Below are 15,501 nucleotides of genomic sequence, written 5' to 3'. Positions count from 1 at the left end.
TTTATTTCGCAATCAATGCTAAATTTGCGAATCGAATTATCAAATTAACTCTAACCTATACTATCGTCAGTTCTGCTTGAGTCTTGATAGATAAATTTGTTTAGGCTTCAATTGTTTGATCGCTGCATCAAAAAAACACGAAAACGTGAAATTTTTTCTCTATTAAATCTTTAAAACAACGTTCAATATTGCGCAATAGAGTTGACTGACGCATACTCACTAACTAAACAAATAACAATGAGTTGATGGAGTCAGAAATGGCGGAAGAAACTATCTTCAGTAAAATTATTCGTAAAGAAATTCCAACTGATATTTTGTATCAAGATGACTTAGTCACAGCATTTCGTGATATCAATCCTCGTGCGCCAAGCCATATCTTAATTATTCCAAATAAATTGATCCCAACAGTCAATGATGTGGAAGCCGATGATGAGTTGATGATGGGGCGTATGTTTACTGTTGCGCGTAAATTAGCAGAAAAGGAAGGCGTGGCAGAAGACGGTTACCGTTTGATCGTCAATTGTAATCCTTATGGTGGACAAGAAGTTTACCATATTCACATGCACCTATTAGGTGGGCGTCCTTTAGGGCCAATGCTAGTTGGCTAGTCATGACGTGCTGATAACGTTATGTAATGGATAATAATTATCCCCAGATAGACACAAAGCTTGAGTATCTTTAATCTTCTCGTTGGGTATACGATAAGTGGTGTGATATTCAGGCTTTTTTATTGCGATAAATTGATTATATCAGATAGCTTATCTATTACTTTATTGGTAATCGTCGCTTACTAACATTAAAATCTAACGCGTTGCTATGTAACGGTAAATGCCGATATTAGATTTATTAGTAAGAACTTGTGGGTCATAGCTAAACGCACGATCATAAATGAGTTTCTTATAATGTTACTTAGAAATTTGATTGTCACGCTATTAAGAGGCATGTAATGAAGTATGTAATGGCATTATTTTTAGCATTAATTATCACTGGATGTAGCAGTGATCATGCTGGTATTAGTATCGAAAACAGCAATCAAAATGTCGTTATTGGTAACGCTTTTCTTGCACGTAGCTTAGTTTTTAAAGACGCTCATATAACGAAAGTTAATGGTTTAATGCAAGCCTCTGTTGAGGCAATAAACAAAGTTAACACAGATCTGAACTTGCAATACCGTATTTATTGGTATGATGGCCAAGGTTTAGAGATCAGTGGTAGTGCGGCACCATGGCATTCCGTTGCGTTGGCTGGCAACGGTAAAGTAATATTACAAGGTATTGCTGATAAAGTTGAAGCTACCCAATATCGTATTTACGTTCGTCGAGCAGTATACTGATTTAATATAAAATATTGTTAAGGTAAAACAATGAAAAAAAGCGTTCTTGCATTATTAGCGGCATCTTCATTATTAGGTGGTTGTGCCCAAACTGTCGATTATGTGAATTCGCATTTACCTGAAACTCCATCGGTAAATTTTGGCTCTAATGATCTTGATAACACGGCATCGGACTTAACAACAAAGATGTTGTCATCACCGGCTGTATCTTCAATTACAGCAGGCGGTAAGCATCCGATTGTGATTGTTGATAATATTCAAAACAATACCAGTGGACATGTTGATACTAAGTCGCTTACTAACACAATTAAGTCTAAAATTTCACGTTCAGGTAAATTTAACTTAGTCGATAAGTCTCGCGTTGATGCGGTGCGTAAACAAATGAACTTTAGTGAGAATGATCGTTTTGTTAATCAAGGTACTGCGATTCAATTTGCTAAAATGACAGGTGCGCAATACATGCTGTATGGTCATGTAACCAATACGAGCAAGCGTGAAGATGGTCAGAATGTCCCTTTCTATAAAATGACCATGCGTTTGATGGATACAAACTCAGGTTCAATTGAGTGGGCTGATTCAGGTTTAGCGCCTAAGAGTGAATCAGATTCTCAAGGTTGGTAATTTAGCCTAAATAATCGGGTAGCAATGTTGAAATTATAATGAAAGATAACGAGAGTTTTGATCCCACATTATTGTCTTTGTTACCCGATGTACAATTTCTAACAGCGAGCCCATTAGCGGGCGGTTTAACCAATCGCTGTTGGAAATTATTCCTGTACCATCCTTCAAATAATCAATCTTCCCATTACGTGTGGCGACCATTAACGAGCACGGCTCAAGCTTTTGGTATTAATCGAACGCATGAATATCAGTTATTACGTTTAATTGACGGTTCTAAATTAGCGCCAAAACCCTATGCATTGTTAGACATTAATCTAAATAATAATGAACAAGTATTAATTGTAGATTGGCTTGAAGGCGAACAAGCAGATCAACGATTTACCAATCAGCAACTGTGTCAACTTCAAGCGCGTATTCATGCTTTACCGCTTCCTACCCATCGATTAGATATTAAGCAACGTATTGAGCATTACTGGCAAACGATTGCTGCTAATTTAAAATCAAAACAATTACTATCTATTTATCATTATTTTGATAATCAGAATATTAATCACTACTTTCCTGATACCTGCTGTCATTTTGATTTAGGGCGTTACAATATTATTGTCCCTAATGACAGTGACCGGTTAGTTGATGTGATGAACGCTAAAGTTATCGATTGGGAATATGCCAGTGCAGGCGATCCTTCTCTTGATTTAACCATGACGATATTAGCTAATGCACTTAGCCCTGAAAAAGCAGTGAAAGATTATTGTGTGGCAAGAGAGGCGTCCGATATCACCTTGGTATCTACTGATGAATGGTTAGAGGCGGTAAATTACTGGCAGCCTTGGTGTGAGTACCTAGCATTACTGTGGTATTTGGTGGGTTATCAAGTTTGGCATGATGATGAATATTTACAGCAAGCTAAACAATTAGAGCTCAAGCTAAAACAATTGGTTACATAGAGACGTTATAGTAAGTGTGAAACGTTTGTACAAGGAGACGTACTGATGTTGAAAAGAACGATAAGCATAATCTTTATTTGTGTGGTGTTATCTGGTTGCACATTTAAATTGGTATACAATTCATTGGATTTCTGGATTGATTATTACTTATCAGATTATCTTGATTTGGACTCTCAACAACAGGGTGAGTTAGAGCAAGGTCTTGAAACTGCACTTGCACAACATCGACAGCAACAATTAGCCGTATTTCATAAGTTGATTTCTGCCTTACAAATAGATCTTAAAAAACCGTTAACAGCAGAACAAATCGCCAATTATCATCAGCGTTTTACGCAAGCAGGCGAAGCATCAGTTCTGGTTTTTGTATCACCTATCATTGATGTTGTTAAAACAATGAGCCCTTCACAAATTGCAGCCAGTTTACAAGCGATTGAAAAAGAGATAATTGAGCGACGGGAAGAGCGTTTATCGAAAAGTCCAAAACAACGCCTTGAAGATCGCTATGATGAGCTTGAAGATAAAGCCCAAAAGTGGATTGGACGTCTAACGAAGCAACAAAAGCAGTTGATCCTAAGCTTAGCGCAACTGCAATTACAGCAATCCACAATTTTTCAAAATATAGCGACAGATAACTTGTCACAATTAAAGAGGATACTGAAACAACGTAATAATGCGCAGTTTTCATTGCGTGTCGAACAACAAGTGAAAAATATTCTTTCTCTTAAAAATGCGGTCTATCAAACTCAACTCGATGAGTATTTAAGCCAGCGTTTTGTCATCATGAAGCAGTTAAACGAGAGTTTAAGCCCACAGCAGTTACGCCATTTACAAGGTGAACTCACATCACTTAGAAAAGATATCGCGACATTAATTCAAAAGAAGTAGTACTGAACGCTTTTTATCAATGCTCATAGTTTGCAAAGAAGATCATAGTTTTCATTATTATCCTGTTAAACCATATAGAAAGTGGTAGATTTATAACGTCCTATACAAGGGCACGGATGATTTTAAAATTAAGCGAGAGGGAATTGATATGATTATTTATCTACATGGCTTTGATTCAACAAGCCCTGGTAATCATGAAAAGGTATTACAGTTACAGTTTATCGATTCTGATATCCGCTTTGTAAATTACAGTACCCTGCATCCAAAGCATGATATGCAGCATTTACTAAAAGAAGTTCATAAGTTAGTAGACGAGAATAAAGATACAACGCCACTGATCTGTGGGGTTGGGTTGGGGGGCTATTGGGCTGAAAGAATTGGCTTCTTATGCGGTATTAAACAAGTCATTTTTAACCCAAACCTTCATCCTGAAAATAACATGGAAGGACGTATTGATCGTCCAGAAGAATATACTGACATTATGACGAAATGCGTTGAAGGTTTTCGCAAAAAAAATGCAGGTAATTGTCTTTGCATACTTTCAACTAATGACGAAGTATTAGATAATCAAGCTACAAAAGATGAGCTAGATCAATTTTATGATATAGTGTGGGACGAAAATGAAACACATAAGTTTAAAAAGATCTCGCAACATCTACAAACAATAAAAGCGTTTAAAGCGCAATAATAACGAAATATATTACCTCCTATACCTTAGACGGATCATAGATCCGTCTACCTACACATATGTGGCTTTACTGGCTTCAGATCTCTTTTTGCCTAGCATTTTGCGTGCAAAACAGACCACAACAAACAGTCTGCTATGCAATAAGGTATTTGTCAGTTTAAAAAATTTATAAAATTAGAGAGGAAGTGATTTTGACTCGAATTATTGTTGTTGGAGGCGGTGCGGGTGGTTTAGAGCTTGCGACAAAGCTTGGACGTACCCTTGGTCGTAAAGGCCGTGCAGAAGTTACTCTAGTGGATCGCCGTGCAAGTCACTTGTGGAAACCATTACTTCATGAAGTAGCAACAGGCTCATTAGATGCAGGTGTAGATGCTATTAGTTATCGAGCACATGCGAAAAACCATCACTTTGATTTTCAAATGGGCTCGTTAGAAACGATAGATCGTGAAAATAAAACGATCACACTTGCTGCATTATTTGATAAGCAAAACGAGCTGTTAGTACCTGAGCGTACATTGGAATACGATATTCTTGTGTTAGCGATTGGTTCTACATCGAATGATTTTAATACTCCGGGTGTGCGTGACCACTGTATTTTCCTTGATAGCCCAGAGCAAGCACACCGTTTCCGTACAGAGATGAACAACCAATTCATGAAGTTACATGGAAACAAAGATCAAAAGACCGTTGATATCGCAATTGTTGGTGCTGGTGCTACTGGTGTTGAATTATCAGCAGAGCTTCACAATGCAGTACAAGAGTTACATAACTACGGTTTCGGTGACTTAGATAGCTCTCGTCTAAATGTAAACCTAGTTGAAGCTGGCGATCGTATTCTTCCGGCATTGCCACCGCGTATTTCTCAAGCGGCACACAGTGAGCTAACGAAATTGGGTGTAACCGTACGTACTGGTACGATGGTCACTAAGGCTGATGAAACAGGCTTAACCACAAAAGATGGCGATCATATTCCAGCACAAATCATGGTATGGGCTGCCGGTATCAAAGCACCTGATTTCATGAAAGATATTGCAGGGCTTGAAACGAACCGTATTAATCAGTTAGTGGTTAAACCAACGCTACAAACAACCCGTGATGATGATATTTATGTGATTGGTGATTTGGCATCTTGTGTGCAGGAAGATGGTTCTTTTGTTCCACCACGAGCGCAAGCGGCACACCAAATGGCAAGCCGTTGTTTCTCAAACATCGTTGCGAAAATTACAGATCGTGAACAGAAACCGTATGTGTATAGCGATCATGGCTCGTTAGTATCACTAAGCCGTTTCTCAACTGTTGGTAGCTTAATGGGTAACCTATCAAAAGGTTCGATGATGGTAGAAGGGCGCATAGCACGTATGGTGTATATCTCACTATACCGTATGCACCAAATGGCGTTACATGGGATGTTTAAAACAGGACTTATTATGTTAGTAAGTCGTATTAACCGTGTACTTCGTCCAAGCTTAAAGCTGCACTAAGTTAGTCATAATGGTTTAATTGTGACATAAAAAACGCCAGCATTTTTGCTGGCGTTTTTGTTTATATCTGTTTTTTATTAGTTGATTTTAAATAACTCAACATCAAAAATGAGCACTGAGCCTGGTGGAATGCTACCTGCACCGTTATTACCATAAGCAAGATTTGCTGGAATAAAGAAACGCATTTTTTCACCAACAACCATATGTTGTAAGCCTTCCGTCCAACCTTTGATCACGCGGTTAAGTGGAAAAGAAATTTTTTCACCACGATCGACTGAGCTATCAAACACGGTGCCATTAATTAAAGTACCGTGGTAATGCACTGTTACGCTATCTGTCGCTTTAGGGTGTTCAGTCCCTGTTCCTTTTTGCAAAACAAGATATTGCAGACCAGAAGGCGTCGTTTGTACGCCTTCTTTTAATTTATTTTCCGCAAGAAAAGCTTCACCTTGCTTAATGTTTTCAGCAGCAACTTGCTTATTGTTGTATGAACGATAAAGGAAAAAAGCGAGTAATACGGCAACAATAACGGCAATAACAATTTTTGACACAATAGTTTCCTTACAAATGAATTTCTTGCATCTTACCACTGTGTCGTTTTTCTAACAGCATGAAACTGTAAAGAATGTTGTGCTTAATCGTTTAATGGTGACACATATTGGCAATGTTAGCCGTAACGATGCCATCTGTAATGGTCACTTTGTTTTTAGCAACAAAAAATTCTAGCAATTGTTCAATCGTTAAATCTTTTAACTTGCAGGTGTAAAACGTCGCATCAGAACCGTAGCTATTCGCAATTTTTTCTTTCAGTGTTTCTATTGTGTACGGCTGTTGAGATTCAATCAGTAAATTAAGGATATCGTGAGCGTGGTATGTATTCATCGGGGAGTTGTCCTTCAATATTGTTTACGAATAAAGCATAAGTGAAGGACCCAAAGAAAATGTTGATGTGTGATAATAAAGTGTATTTTAAATGCAGCTTTTTAGGTTAAGTGAATAAATCGCTTGGTACTAGCGAATAAACAAGACCATCAAGCGGTTTATTATGATAATAAATACGATTACGCGCTTCACATTCAAATTTGGCATTGCATGCTTTTGCTGTTTTTTGGCTAGCATAATTATTGATATGCGTAATGATTTCTAAGCGTGTTAGCCCTAGCATTTGAAAAGCAAATTGTACGGCTGCAATATTCGCCTCAGTCGCAAATCCTTGTCTATGACAACCTGTTTTTATCCAATAGCCTAAATTTGCACTGTTGGTCATAGGAATAATCGCACTAAGAGAAACCGTTCCAATAAACGCATCATCAAAGCGATTAAAGATGGCAAATTCATAGCTAAAATCGGTTTGCCAGCTGAGTCGACTTGCGCTTATCCATTCATGGGCATCATGTTGATCAAAGCGATTATCACACCATTCAAGCCATGGACTTAGTTCATTAACTGAGTCATGTACGGCTGCGAGAAAATCATTGAGATCAGCATTTTTAAATGGGCGAAGAATAAGCCGAGGCGTAGAGATTTCGAAATCAAGTTTCATAGCTATCCTGCCGAAATTCGGAGAGTATCTAAATATAAAGTACTGACCTTGTTCGGTCAGTACTCTTAGAGGATGGTTTACTTACACCATGTGCTGACGAAATTGTTCAAGAAGATCTTCAAGGAACTTTATTCGCTTTTTACGATCACTTTGTTCAGCAATAATTTTCAGTTTTGTTGGGCCTTCCATTCTGAAAACATTGGGCTGAGTTTGCAGTAAACCAACAAGGAAGCTTGGATTGATTGCTGCATTTTGATCAAATTCGAAATAGCCGCCTTTTTCACCGTTCTCGATTTTCTTGATGCCAAGCGTGGCAGCTTTAAGTTTGACACTGTTTACCGTCAGTAAGTTCGATGCCGCTTCTGGTAATAAGCCGAATCGGTCAATTAGCTCAACTTTAATTTCGTTTAGCTCGTTGTCATCACTAGTACTTGCGATGCGTTTGTAAAGTGATAAACGAGTATTAATATCAGGGATGTAGTCATCAGGCAGTAGCGCTGGAATACGTAACTCAACTTCTGTTTGTTGTTTAAGTAGATCATCTAGCGAAGGCTCTTTACCTTCTTTTAGAGCCTCAACGGCTTGTTCTAACATCTCCATAAAGAGGCTAAAGCCAACCGATTGAATTTGACCACTCTGTTCGTCACCAAGTAATTCACCAGCACCACGAATTTCTAAATCATGGGTCGCTAACGTAAAGCCAGCACCAAGATCTTCAAGGGAAGAAATGGCTTCAAGGCGTTTCACCGCATCTTTCGTCATACGCTTTGGATGTGGTGTTAATAGGTAAGCATAAGCTTGGTGGTGAGAACGACCAACACGACCACGTAACTGGTGTAACTGAGCCAAGCCAAGATTATCAGCGCGATCCATAATAATGGTATTAGCGGTAGGGACATCGATACCAGTTTCAATAATTGTAGTACACACAAGTACATTGAAGCGCTGGTGGTAAAAATCGCCCATGATCTTTTCGAGTTCACGCTCACGCATTTGACCGTGAGCAAAGGTGATACGGGCTTCAGGGATCAACTTTGCTAAATCTTCGGTCGTTTTTTCAATGCTATCGACTTCATTATGCAGGAAGTAAACCTGACCACCACGGCTGATTTCACGTAACACAGCTTCACGAATAACAGCATCATCGGATTGGCGAACAAATGTTTTGATCGCTAAACGACGCGCTGGTGGTGTGGCGATTATCGAAAGATCGCGCATCCCGCTCATTGCCATGTTTAAGGTACGAGGGATCGGTGTTGCCGTTAAGGTTAAGATATCGACATTGGCACGAATCGCTTTGATTTTTTCTTTCTGACGCACACCAAAGCGATGCTCTTCATCGACAATCAATAAGCCTAAATCATGGTAGTTCACACTGCTATTTAGTAGCTTATGAGTACCAATTAAGATGTCGATTTTACCTTCTTCGACATCCGCTAAAATTTGTTTTTGCTCTTTCGCTGTTTTAAATCGAGATAGCACCTCGACACGCACTGGCGTATTAGCAAAGCGGTCACGGAAGTTTTCAAAGTGCTGTTGTGCCAATAAGGTAGTTGGCACTAACACAGTTACCTGTTTGTTGTTATCAACAGCCACAAATGCAGCACGCATAGCGACTTCAGTTTTACCAAAGCCCACATCACCACAAACAAGGCGATCCATGACCTTGGTTTGGCACATATCAGACAGAACTGCGTTAATTGCTAAGGCTTGATCGTAGGTTTCTTCATAAGGGAAACCTGCGCTAAATTCAGCGTATGCTTCACGATCTAGGGTAAATTTAACGCCTGGTTTTAATTCGCGTTTAGCGTAAACATCCAGTAATTCAGCCGCCACATCACGGACTTTTTCTGCTGCTTTTCGGCGAGCCTTAGACCATGCTTCGCCACCTAATTTATGAATAGGTGCGGTATCTTCAGCACCACCTGAGTAGCTACTAATTAAATGCAGTGATGCAACAGGAACATAGAGTTTAGCGCCACCTTGATATTCAAGTGTCACATATTCGGTTTTAATACCGCCAGCTTCAAGGGTTTGTAAACCTTGGTAACGGCCTATACCGTGATCAATGTGAACGACAGGTTGCCCCACTTGCAGTTCAGCAAGGTTACGGATAATCGTATCGGCATTGACCGTGGTTTTTTTATCATCGCGACGACGGCGTTGAACAATACGCTCACCAAGTAAGTCACTTTCACACAAGAATGCAACAGCAGGATCGTCAAGAATAAAGCCATTTTCAGCCGAGCCAATAACAAGGCTATGTTTGGTTGGGTTATCAAGGGCTTCATCTAAGGTTTTACAAACCAATGGACGGACTTTGATCCGTGCTAATAGATCGAGCAGTGCTTCTCGACGGCCTTCAGAGGCTACAGAGAAAATGACTTTGCCTTGGAATTGCTCATCAAAGCGTCTGAGTTCAGCAAACGGCTCTTTAAGTTGGTGATTAATCGTGATGCTAGGGACGGGTTTTAATTCAGGATTAAAACGGCCTGCTTTTTGGCTATCGACAGGCTCCGACTGAATACGAACGCGAGGCAGATTCTTAAAGCCTGCGAACATTTCATCTTTTGTTAGCCATAGCTCTTTAGGTTCAAGTAAAGGACGCAATGGATCAACACGGCGTTGATCGTAACGGTATTCAGCATCGGCTAAAAAGCTATCAACGGCAGGCTCTAAATCACCCAGTGTGATAAGCAAAGAAGTATCAGGTAAGTAATCAAATAAGGTTTCTGTTTTATCGAAAAACAGCGGTTGCCAGTATTCAATACCTGCAGGCCATGTACGTTTGCTGACTTGTTGATAAATAGATTCTGGTTCTCGGCGAGCTTCAAAACGTTCACGCCAGCGCATACGGAAATTTTCAACTGCGATTTCATCCGTTGGGAACTCATGCGCGGGTAATAAATCGATACTATCAATTTCACCGGTAGAACGTTGGTTATCTGGATCAAATTGACGAATAGAGTCGACTTCATCGTCAAAAAAATCGATACGATAAGGAGATTGACTCCCCATTGGGAACAAATCAAGCAGCGAGCCTCGGCTGGCATACTCGCCATGCTCCATCACTTGATCAACATGACGATAACCTGATACTTCAAGCTGTAAGCGCAGCTTTTCAAGTGACATTCGATCGCCAGCTTTTACGATTAAAGCATGCTGGTGGATAAATTCTCTTGGGGTTTGACGCTGAAGTAAGGTACTGATCGGCACCAAAATAATGCCAGATTTTTGGCTTGGCATTTTGTATAAACGCGCTAAACGTTCTGAAATAATATCTTGGTGTGGCGAGAAATTATCATAAGGCAAGGTTTCCCAATCTGGAAAAACATTTACCTCGACATCGCAAAATTGCGTGATTTCTGGCTGAAGTTTTAAGGCTGTTTGGGTATCAGGCACCACCGCAAGAACTGGGCCTTTATGCGATGCGGCCACTTCTGCAAAAGACAGTGCAAGGGCTGCCCCCTTGATATTACCGATATAACGGTTATCGCCAGCCTTACTAGGTAAGGGTATAGAAAGTAAGTGTTTATTATTCATCGTTATTATTTAATTGTCGTTGTTGAGCACGTTGGCGTAAAAGTTTTTGCTGGCTATATAAAGCGGCGCGGATCAGCAAATCTCGATCATCTTCAAGCAAACGGGTATAACGCAATTTAATGATAAATTGCTCATCGCTAGCAATACTTTCGGTGACTTCAGCGTAGCAAAAAATAGCAGCGGCTGGGTAATCTAAAAACAGTTTCACTCTAACATTAGTGCCAACCGGATAGGAAGATGAACTGGTAAAACTAAGGTTACTTGCGCCAAAAGTTAAGGTAGTAAAACGATAGGTAGGATCATCTTGCTGCGATAAAACATAAGACAGTAATAGATTAATTTTACTGTTTTGTGCTGCAAGATAATCCATCAATGCTTGGGTTTCATTTTTGTTGAAACTGGCGAATAAACGATCGGCATTGTCTTCTAACGTCGAACACTCGCTGGCAATACGAAATAAAGGCGGGATTTCGGCATTGAAATCTTGTTCATCAGGTACGCTTTCATTAGATGATAAACGTTCAACGTTAATAGTAAGCCCTAGCTGGACTGAAAAATACTCATCTTGTTGTGTCATAGCGCACTCACTGTGAATAAATCCTATTTCAAACTAATAATAGGAGCGGATGCCATAACTGACAGCCACAGCATATAAAGCTTGATTTAATTGGACTGATTATTACTTAGCAATCATGCAAGGGCAAGAAAAGCGGCGTAAGTGTTTATCATTTAGTCACTGAATTTACATTACATTTACTATGTCGGATGGTAATTAAGGGTGTGAACGAGTATTCTTTACCAACCTAATAAAGGAGTGGTTTCTCAATCCTATGTTTCATCCAGTGTCTTTTTATATTGGCTTACGTTATTTACGTGGTCGTTCAGGCGATCGCTTTAGTCGCTTTGTCTCTTATATGTCTACAGCCGGTATTACTATTGGTGTAATGGCGTTAATTACCGTTATGTCTGTGATGAACGGTTTTGAAGATCAGCTAAAAGGTCGAATTTTAGGTGTTCTACCGCAAGCCGTCGTATCGAGTGCAGATGGACGAGTACCGTTATCAGAAAACGCACCAGAGGCATTAAAACAATTGCCACATGTGACAGGTGTAACGGCGATCACACGTGGTGAAGCGATTATACAAAGTGCAAACTCTATTGCTGCCGGTACGATGATTGGTATTGAACCTAATCAATATGATCCCATCTCTCGTCATATGATGGTGGGGAGCTTAAGTGATCTTACTCCTGGGAGTTTTAAAGTGGTTATTGGCCAAGCGTTGGCCGTTGAACTGGGTGTTCAACCGGGCGATAAAATTCGTCTGATGGTGACCAGTGCAAGCCAATTTACGCCAATTGGTCGTATGCCGAGCCAACGAAAATTTGAAGTTTCGGGTATTTATGACACGGGCTCTGATGTTGATAACCAATTGGTATACACCAATATTTCAGATGCTGGACGTTTATTACGCTATAAACAGGATCAAATGACAGGTTGGCGTTTATACCTTGATGATCCATTCGTTGTTCCTGAATTAGCTAAATTGAAATTACCCAATGGTTGGACATGGTCTGATTGGCGCGAGCAGCGCGGTGAGCTGTTCCAGGCAGTAAAAATGGAAAAGAATATGATGGGCTTAATGCTTAGCTTGATCATAGGTGTGGCGGCTTTTAACATCATTTCTGCTTTAGTGATGGTGGTGATGGAGAAACAATCAGAAGTTGCAATATTAAAAACCCAAGGTATGACTCACCGCCAAGTCTTGATGATTTTTATTGTTCAAGGGGCAAGTAGTGGTGTTATCGGTGCCTTATTAGGCGGCTTACTCGGCGCGTTAGTGGCGCACTATCTTAATGCCATTATTTCTGTATTGGGTGTCGATTTAGCATCGATCGGTGGCACGTTACCCACCGTGATTGAACCGATGCAAATTATGTTTGTTATTTTAGGCGCTATAAGCTTGAGTTTATTAGCGACTATTTTTCCTTCTTATCGTGCGGCCGCTGTCCGTCCTGCTGAGGCTCTTCGTTATGAATAATGCGTTGTTATCTTGTCACCAAGTTTGTAAAACCTATAAAGAAGGGCAGTTTGAGACAGAAGTTTTAAAGCAAGTTGATTTAGAGATTGCTGACAATGAGTTGGTCGCCATTGTGGGATCATCTGGCTCAGGGAAAAGTACACTGTTGCACATTCTGGGGGCTTTAGATGAACCCACTGATGGAGAAGTGTTCTTTAAAGGGCAGCGCTTAGATATTTTAAGTGCGAACAAACAAGCGAAAATTCGTAATCAAGAAATTGGCTTTGTATACCAGTTTCACCACTTACTTGCGGACTTTACTGCCGTTGAAAATGTCGCTATGCCGTTGTTAATTGGTGGTAAAAGTGTCAGTCAAGCGCGTACATGTGCACAAGACATGCTGGCTTTAGTGGGGCTTAGTCATCGTTATGAGCACCGCCCTTCGGAATTGAGTGGTGGTGAACGTCAACGTGTTGCCATTGCGCGTGCCTTGGTTAACAATCCTTCTATTGTTTTAGCTGACGAACCTACGGGGAATCTTGATCATAAAACGGCATTAGAAATTTATGATTTAATGCGTAAATTAAATGCAGAATCAGGTACCGCATTTTTAGTCGTGACCCATGATAGTGAATTAGCGGCAAAACTTGACCGTTGTATGCATATGCAAGATGGCGTGTTATCTCAAGTCGTTGTGGAGGCTTAATGTTTCGCCCTCTTTCTTTATATATAGGTAGTCGTTTTAATCGTTCGAAAAAACGTAACCGAATGGTGTCATTTATTTCAATGTCATCGATGTTAGGTATTGCCGTTGGTGTTGCGGTGATCATTGTTGGTCTGTCAGCAATGAATGGTTTTGAACGTGAACTACAAACCCGTGTGTTATCTGTGATCCCACAGGGTGAGTTACAGGCGGTTGAGCCTCCTTTAAATAATTGGCAACCGCTAGTTAAGCAAATAGAAAAACACCCGGATGTAACAGCGGCTGCGCCTTATGTTGAATTCACAGCGTTACTTGAAAAAGGCACAAAGTTAAAAGCTGTTGGTGTTCGAGGTGTTAACCCTCAAGAGCAACTTAAAGTCAGTGAATTACCGCACTATGTTTTAAATGATGCGTGGAGCAAATTTACTGCTGGTAAAAAAGAAGTCATTTTAGGTCAAGGCGTTGCTAAAAGCCTGAATGTGAAAGTGGGAGACTGGTTAACCGCATTGCTTCCTGATGCCGATCCTGAAATGACCCAGCTTCGTGCTCCGCATCGAATTCGATTACAAGTAGCGGGTATTTTAGCGCTTGGGGGAGAAATTGATCATAAATTGGCGCTAGTGCCAATGGCTGATGCACAAAAATACATGGATATGGGGCAAGGTGTCTCAGGTATTCAAATTAAAGTGGATAAAGTACTACAAGCGCAGCGTATTGTAAAAGAAGTGGGTAATACGCTTCCTGTCTATGTTTATCTGAAAAGTTGGACACAACAATACGGCTATATGTACCGTGATATTCAGTTAGTCCGTACGATTATGTATTTAGTTATGGTATTGGTTATTGGAGTTGCGTGTTTCAACATCGTTTCAACCTTGATGATGGCAGTAAAAGATCGGGCCTCTGATATCGCGATTTTAAGAACCATGGGGGCAAGTGATCGCTTAGTGAAATCCATCTTTATTTGGCATGGCGTATTATCTGGTGTGTTAGGTAGCGTGATGGGGTCAATATTTGGTAGCTTAGTTGCTGTTAACTTAACTCATATAGTTCGAGTGATAGAAAAAATCATTGGTCACCGGTTCTTATCGGGGGATATTTATTTTATTGATTTCCTACCCACTCAGTTAGCCTATAAAGATGTGTTAATTGTATCTATAACAGCAATTATACTCAGCCTTGTTGCTACTTGGTATCCCGCTCGTAGGGCAAGTAGTTTGCAACCTGCCAGGGTACTAAGTGCGAAATAGTCTTATTGTATTATTGATATCAAACGGAGCCACATTGGCTCCGTTTTTGTATCTATAGATTAAACTACTTAGAATTTTTCAAGTGTTGACGTTTTGATTTTCAATTACGTATATCTGCGATTGTTGAATCATAATACCCGAAAGGACTGTCATTATTGATATGTGTTTAAGCGATCTTGTTCTCTTATAAATAGAGAAAAGTTGCTGTCATTATGTGATTAAATTCAAGGTCATTAATTAATAAAAATAGATGAAGTCTCTACGTGATAAAAATAAAGAACAATAAATAAAAGGTAGACGATTCTTACGTTAGTTTTAGTGGTCATTATTTGGTCGATAAATAAATAATATTCACAATATTGTGAATTTTATTTTTATTTTATTTTTAACAATGCTTTTTTATTTACCTGATTGGTTGTTTTTCGTGCTCTTGTGGGTGAGTTCAACTGAATAATTAAACTTTTTTCTTATAAATTGTGAATGGTGTTC

The 15,501-nt window shown here is 39.8% G+C and carries 15 protein-coding genes; 10 read left to right on the top strand and 5 right to left on the bottom strand.

Annotation, left to right across the window (positions count from 1 at the left end; genetic code table 11):
* Positions 1-257: 257 nt before the first annotated feature.
* From hinT to C9J45_RS00415, 7 genes are all read left to right on the top strand, one after another.
* Positions 258-608 carry a purine nucleoside phosphoramidase gene (gene hinT / locus C9J45_RS00445; RefSeq protein WP_005367093.1) on the top strand — a complete coding sequence of 117 codons (351 nt, stop codon included), beginning with the start codon at positions 258-260 and terminating at the stop codon, positions 606-608.
* A gap of 350 nt (positions 609-958) precedes the next feature.
* Complete coding sequence (locus C9J45_RS00440; protein ID WP_233217595.1) at positions 959-1,333, top strand: YcfL family protein; 375 nt, start codon at positions 959-961, stop codon at positions 1,331-1,333.
* A 30-nt stretch (positions 1,334-1,363) separates the two neighbouring features.
* Positions 1,364-1,954 (top strand): penicillin-binding protein activator LpoB, encoded by a 591-nt coding sequence (gene lpoB, locus C9J45_RS00435; RefSeq protein WP_107205736.1) that lies wholly within the window; start codon positions 1,364-1,366, stop codon positions 1,952-1,954.
* A gap of 38 nt (positions 1,955-1,992) precedes the next feature.
* Entirely contained in the window at positions 1,993-2,901 is a 909-nt protein-coding gene (locus tag C9J45_RS00430; protein WP_107287009.1) for a phosphotransferase, read from the top strand.
* Positions 2,902-2,946: 45 nt separating this feature from the next.
* On the top strand, positions 2,947-3,786 hold the full coding sequence (locus tag C9J45_RS00425; RefSeq protein ID WP_107287008.1) for a DUF6279 family lipoprotein: 840 nt from the start codon (positions 2,947-2,949) through the stop codon (positions 3,784-3,786).
* A 148-nt stretch (positions 3,787-3,934) separates the two neighbouring features.
* Complete coding sequence (gene ycfP / locus C9J45_RS00420) at positions 3,935-4,474, top strand: alpha/beta hydrolase YcfP (RefSeq protein ID WP_107205739.1); 540 nt, start codon at positions 3,935-3,937, stop codon at positions 4,472-4,474.
* Positions 4,475-4,665: 191 nt separating this feature from the next.
* Positions 4,666-5,955, top strand: coding sequence for an NAD(P)/FAD-dependent oxidoreductase (locus C9J45_RS00415; protein WP_107205740.1), 1,290 nt, complete (start codon positions 4,666-4,668; stop codon positions 5,953-5,955).
* 77 nt (positions 5,956-6,032) lie between these two features.
* On the opposite strand, the gene C9J45_RS00410 is transcribed toward C9J45_RS00415, so the two are convergent.
* From C9J45_RS00410 to C9J45_RS00390, 5 genes are all read right to left on the bottom strand, one after another.
* Entirely contained in the window at positions 6,033-6,506 is a 474-nt protein-coding gene (locus tag C9J45_RS00410) for an FKBP-type peptidyl-prolyl cis-trans isomerase (RefSeq protein ID WP_005367112.1), read from the bottom strand.
* Positions 6,507-6,597: 91 nt separating this feature from the next.
* Positions 6,598-6,837, bottom strand: a complete 240-nt coding sequence (locus tag C9J45_RS00405; RefSeq protein WP_107245443.1) for a YecH family metal-binding protein — start codon at positions 6,835-6,837, stop codon at positions 6,598-6,600.
* A 106-nt stretch (positions 6,838-6,943) separates the two neighbouring features.
* Complete coding sequence (locus tag C9J45_RS00400; RefSeq protein WP_107205742.1) at positions 6,944-7,498, bottom strand: GNAT family N-acetyltransferase; 555 nt, start codon at positions 7,496-7,498, stop codon at positions 6,944-6,946.
* Between the two features lie 81 nt (positions 7,499-7,579).
* Positions 7,580-11,041, bottom strand: a complete 3,462-nt coding sequence (gene mfd / locus C9J45_RS00395) for a transcription-repair coupling factor (RefSeq protein ID WP_107292016.1) — start codon at positions 11,039-11,041, stop codon at positions 7,580-7,582.
* Positions 11,034-11,618 (bottom strand): PilZ domain-containing protein, encoded by a 585-nt coding sequence (locus tag C9J45_RS00390; RefSeq protein WP_107205744.1) that lies wholly within the window; start codon positions 11,616-11,618, stop codon positions 11,034-11,036. Before C9J45_RS00390 ends, mfd begins: the two co-directional genes overlap by 8 nt.
* A 253-nt stretch (positions 11,619-11,871) precedes the next feature.
* Here C9J45_RS00390 and lolC point away from each other — a divergent pair, with 253 nt between their 5' ends.
* Genes lolC through lolE form a run of 3 tightly spaced genes read left to right on the top strand, consistent with a single transcriptional unit; the run spans position 11,872 to position 15,012 of the window.
* Positions 11,872-13,080 carry a lipoprotein-releasing ABC transporter permease subunit LolC gene (gene lolC, locus C9J45_RS00385; RefSeq protein ID WP_107205745.1) on the top strand — a complete coding sequence of 403 codons (1,209 nt, stop codon included), beginning with the start codon at positions 11,872-11,874 and terminating at the stop codon, positions 13,078-13,080.
* A complete protein-coding gene (gene lolD / locus C9J45_RS00380) occupies positions 13,073-13,765 on the top strand; it encodes a lipoprotein-releasing ABC transporter ATP-binding protein LolD (RefSeq protein ID WP_107205746.1) in 693 nt (230 codons plus the stop codon). Before lolC ends, lolD begins: the two co-directional genes overlap by 8 nt.
* A complete protein-coding gene (gene lolE, locus C9J45_RS00375; protein WP_107205747.1) occupies positions 13,765-15,012 on the top strand; it encodes a lipoprotein-releasing ABC transporter permease subunit LolE in 1,248 nt (415 codons plus the stop codon). The genes lolD and lolE overlap by 1 nt, the downstream gene beginning before the upstream one ends.
* Positions 15,013-15,501 lie beyond the last annotated feature (489 nt).

It is taken from the genome of Photobacterium sp. GB-1, assembly GCF_003026165.1.
Taxonomy (GTDB): Bacteria; Pseudomonadota; Gammaproteobacteria; order Enterobacterales; family Vibrionaceae; genus Photobacterium.
Note: the sequence above shows the minus strand (reverse complement) of the source record. Positions and strands in the feature narration are given on the sequence as shown.

Excerpts from the sequence above, each read along its gene's own strand:
- C9J45_RS00425 (WP_107287008.1), top strand. The coding sequence starts at position 2,947 with ATGTTGAAAAGAACGATAAGCATAATCTTTATTTGTGTGGTGTTATCT.
- lolE (WP_107205747.1), top strand. The coding sequence starts at position 13,765 with ATGTTTCGCCCTCTTTCTTTATATATAGGTAGTCGTTTTAATCGTTCG.
- hinT (WP_005367093.1), top strand. The coding sequence starts at position 258 with ATGGCGGAAGAAACTATCTTCAGTAAAATTATTCGTAAAGAAATTCCA.
- lolD (WP_107205746.1), top strand. The coding sequence starts at position 13,073 with ATGAATAATGCGTTGTTATCTTGTCACCAAGTTTGTAAAACCTATAAA.
- mfd (WP_107292016.1), bottom strand. The coding sequence starts at position 11,041 with ATGAATAATAAACACTTACTTTCTATACCCTTACCTAGTAAGGCTGGC.
- lolC (WP_107205745.1), top strand. The coding sequence starts at position 11,872 with ATGTTTCATCCAGTGTCTTTTTATATTGGCTTACGTTATTTACGTGGT.
- C9J45_RS00400 (WP_107205742.1), bottom strand. The coding sequence starts at position 7,498 with ATGAAACTTGATTTCGAAATCTCTACGCCTCGGCTTATTCTTCGCCCA.
- C9J45_RS00430 (WP_107287009.1), top strand. The coding sequence starts at position 1,993 with ATGAAAGATAACGAGAGTTTTGATCCCACATTATTGTCTTTGTTACCC.
- C9J45_RS00405 (WP_107245443.1), bottom strand. The coding sequence starts at position 6,837 with ATGAATACATACCACGCTCACGATATCCTTAATTTACTGATTGAATCT.
- lpoB (WP_107205736.1), top strand. The coding sequence starts at position 1,364 with ATGAAAAAAAGCGTTCTTGCATTATTAGCGGCATCTTCATTATTAGGT.
- ycfP (WP_107205739.1), top strand. The coding sequence starts at position 3,935 with ATGATTATTTATCTACATGGCTTTGATTCAACAAGCCCTGGTAATCAT.
- C9J45_RS00440 (WP_233217595.1), top strand. The coding sequence starts at position 959 with ATGGCATTATTTTTAGCATTAATTATCACTGGATGTAGCAGTGATCAT.
- C9J45_RS00390 (WP_107205744.1), bottom strand. The coding sequence starts at position 11,618 with ATGACACAACAAGATGAGTATTTTTCAGTCCAGCTAGGGCTTACTATT.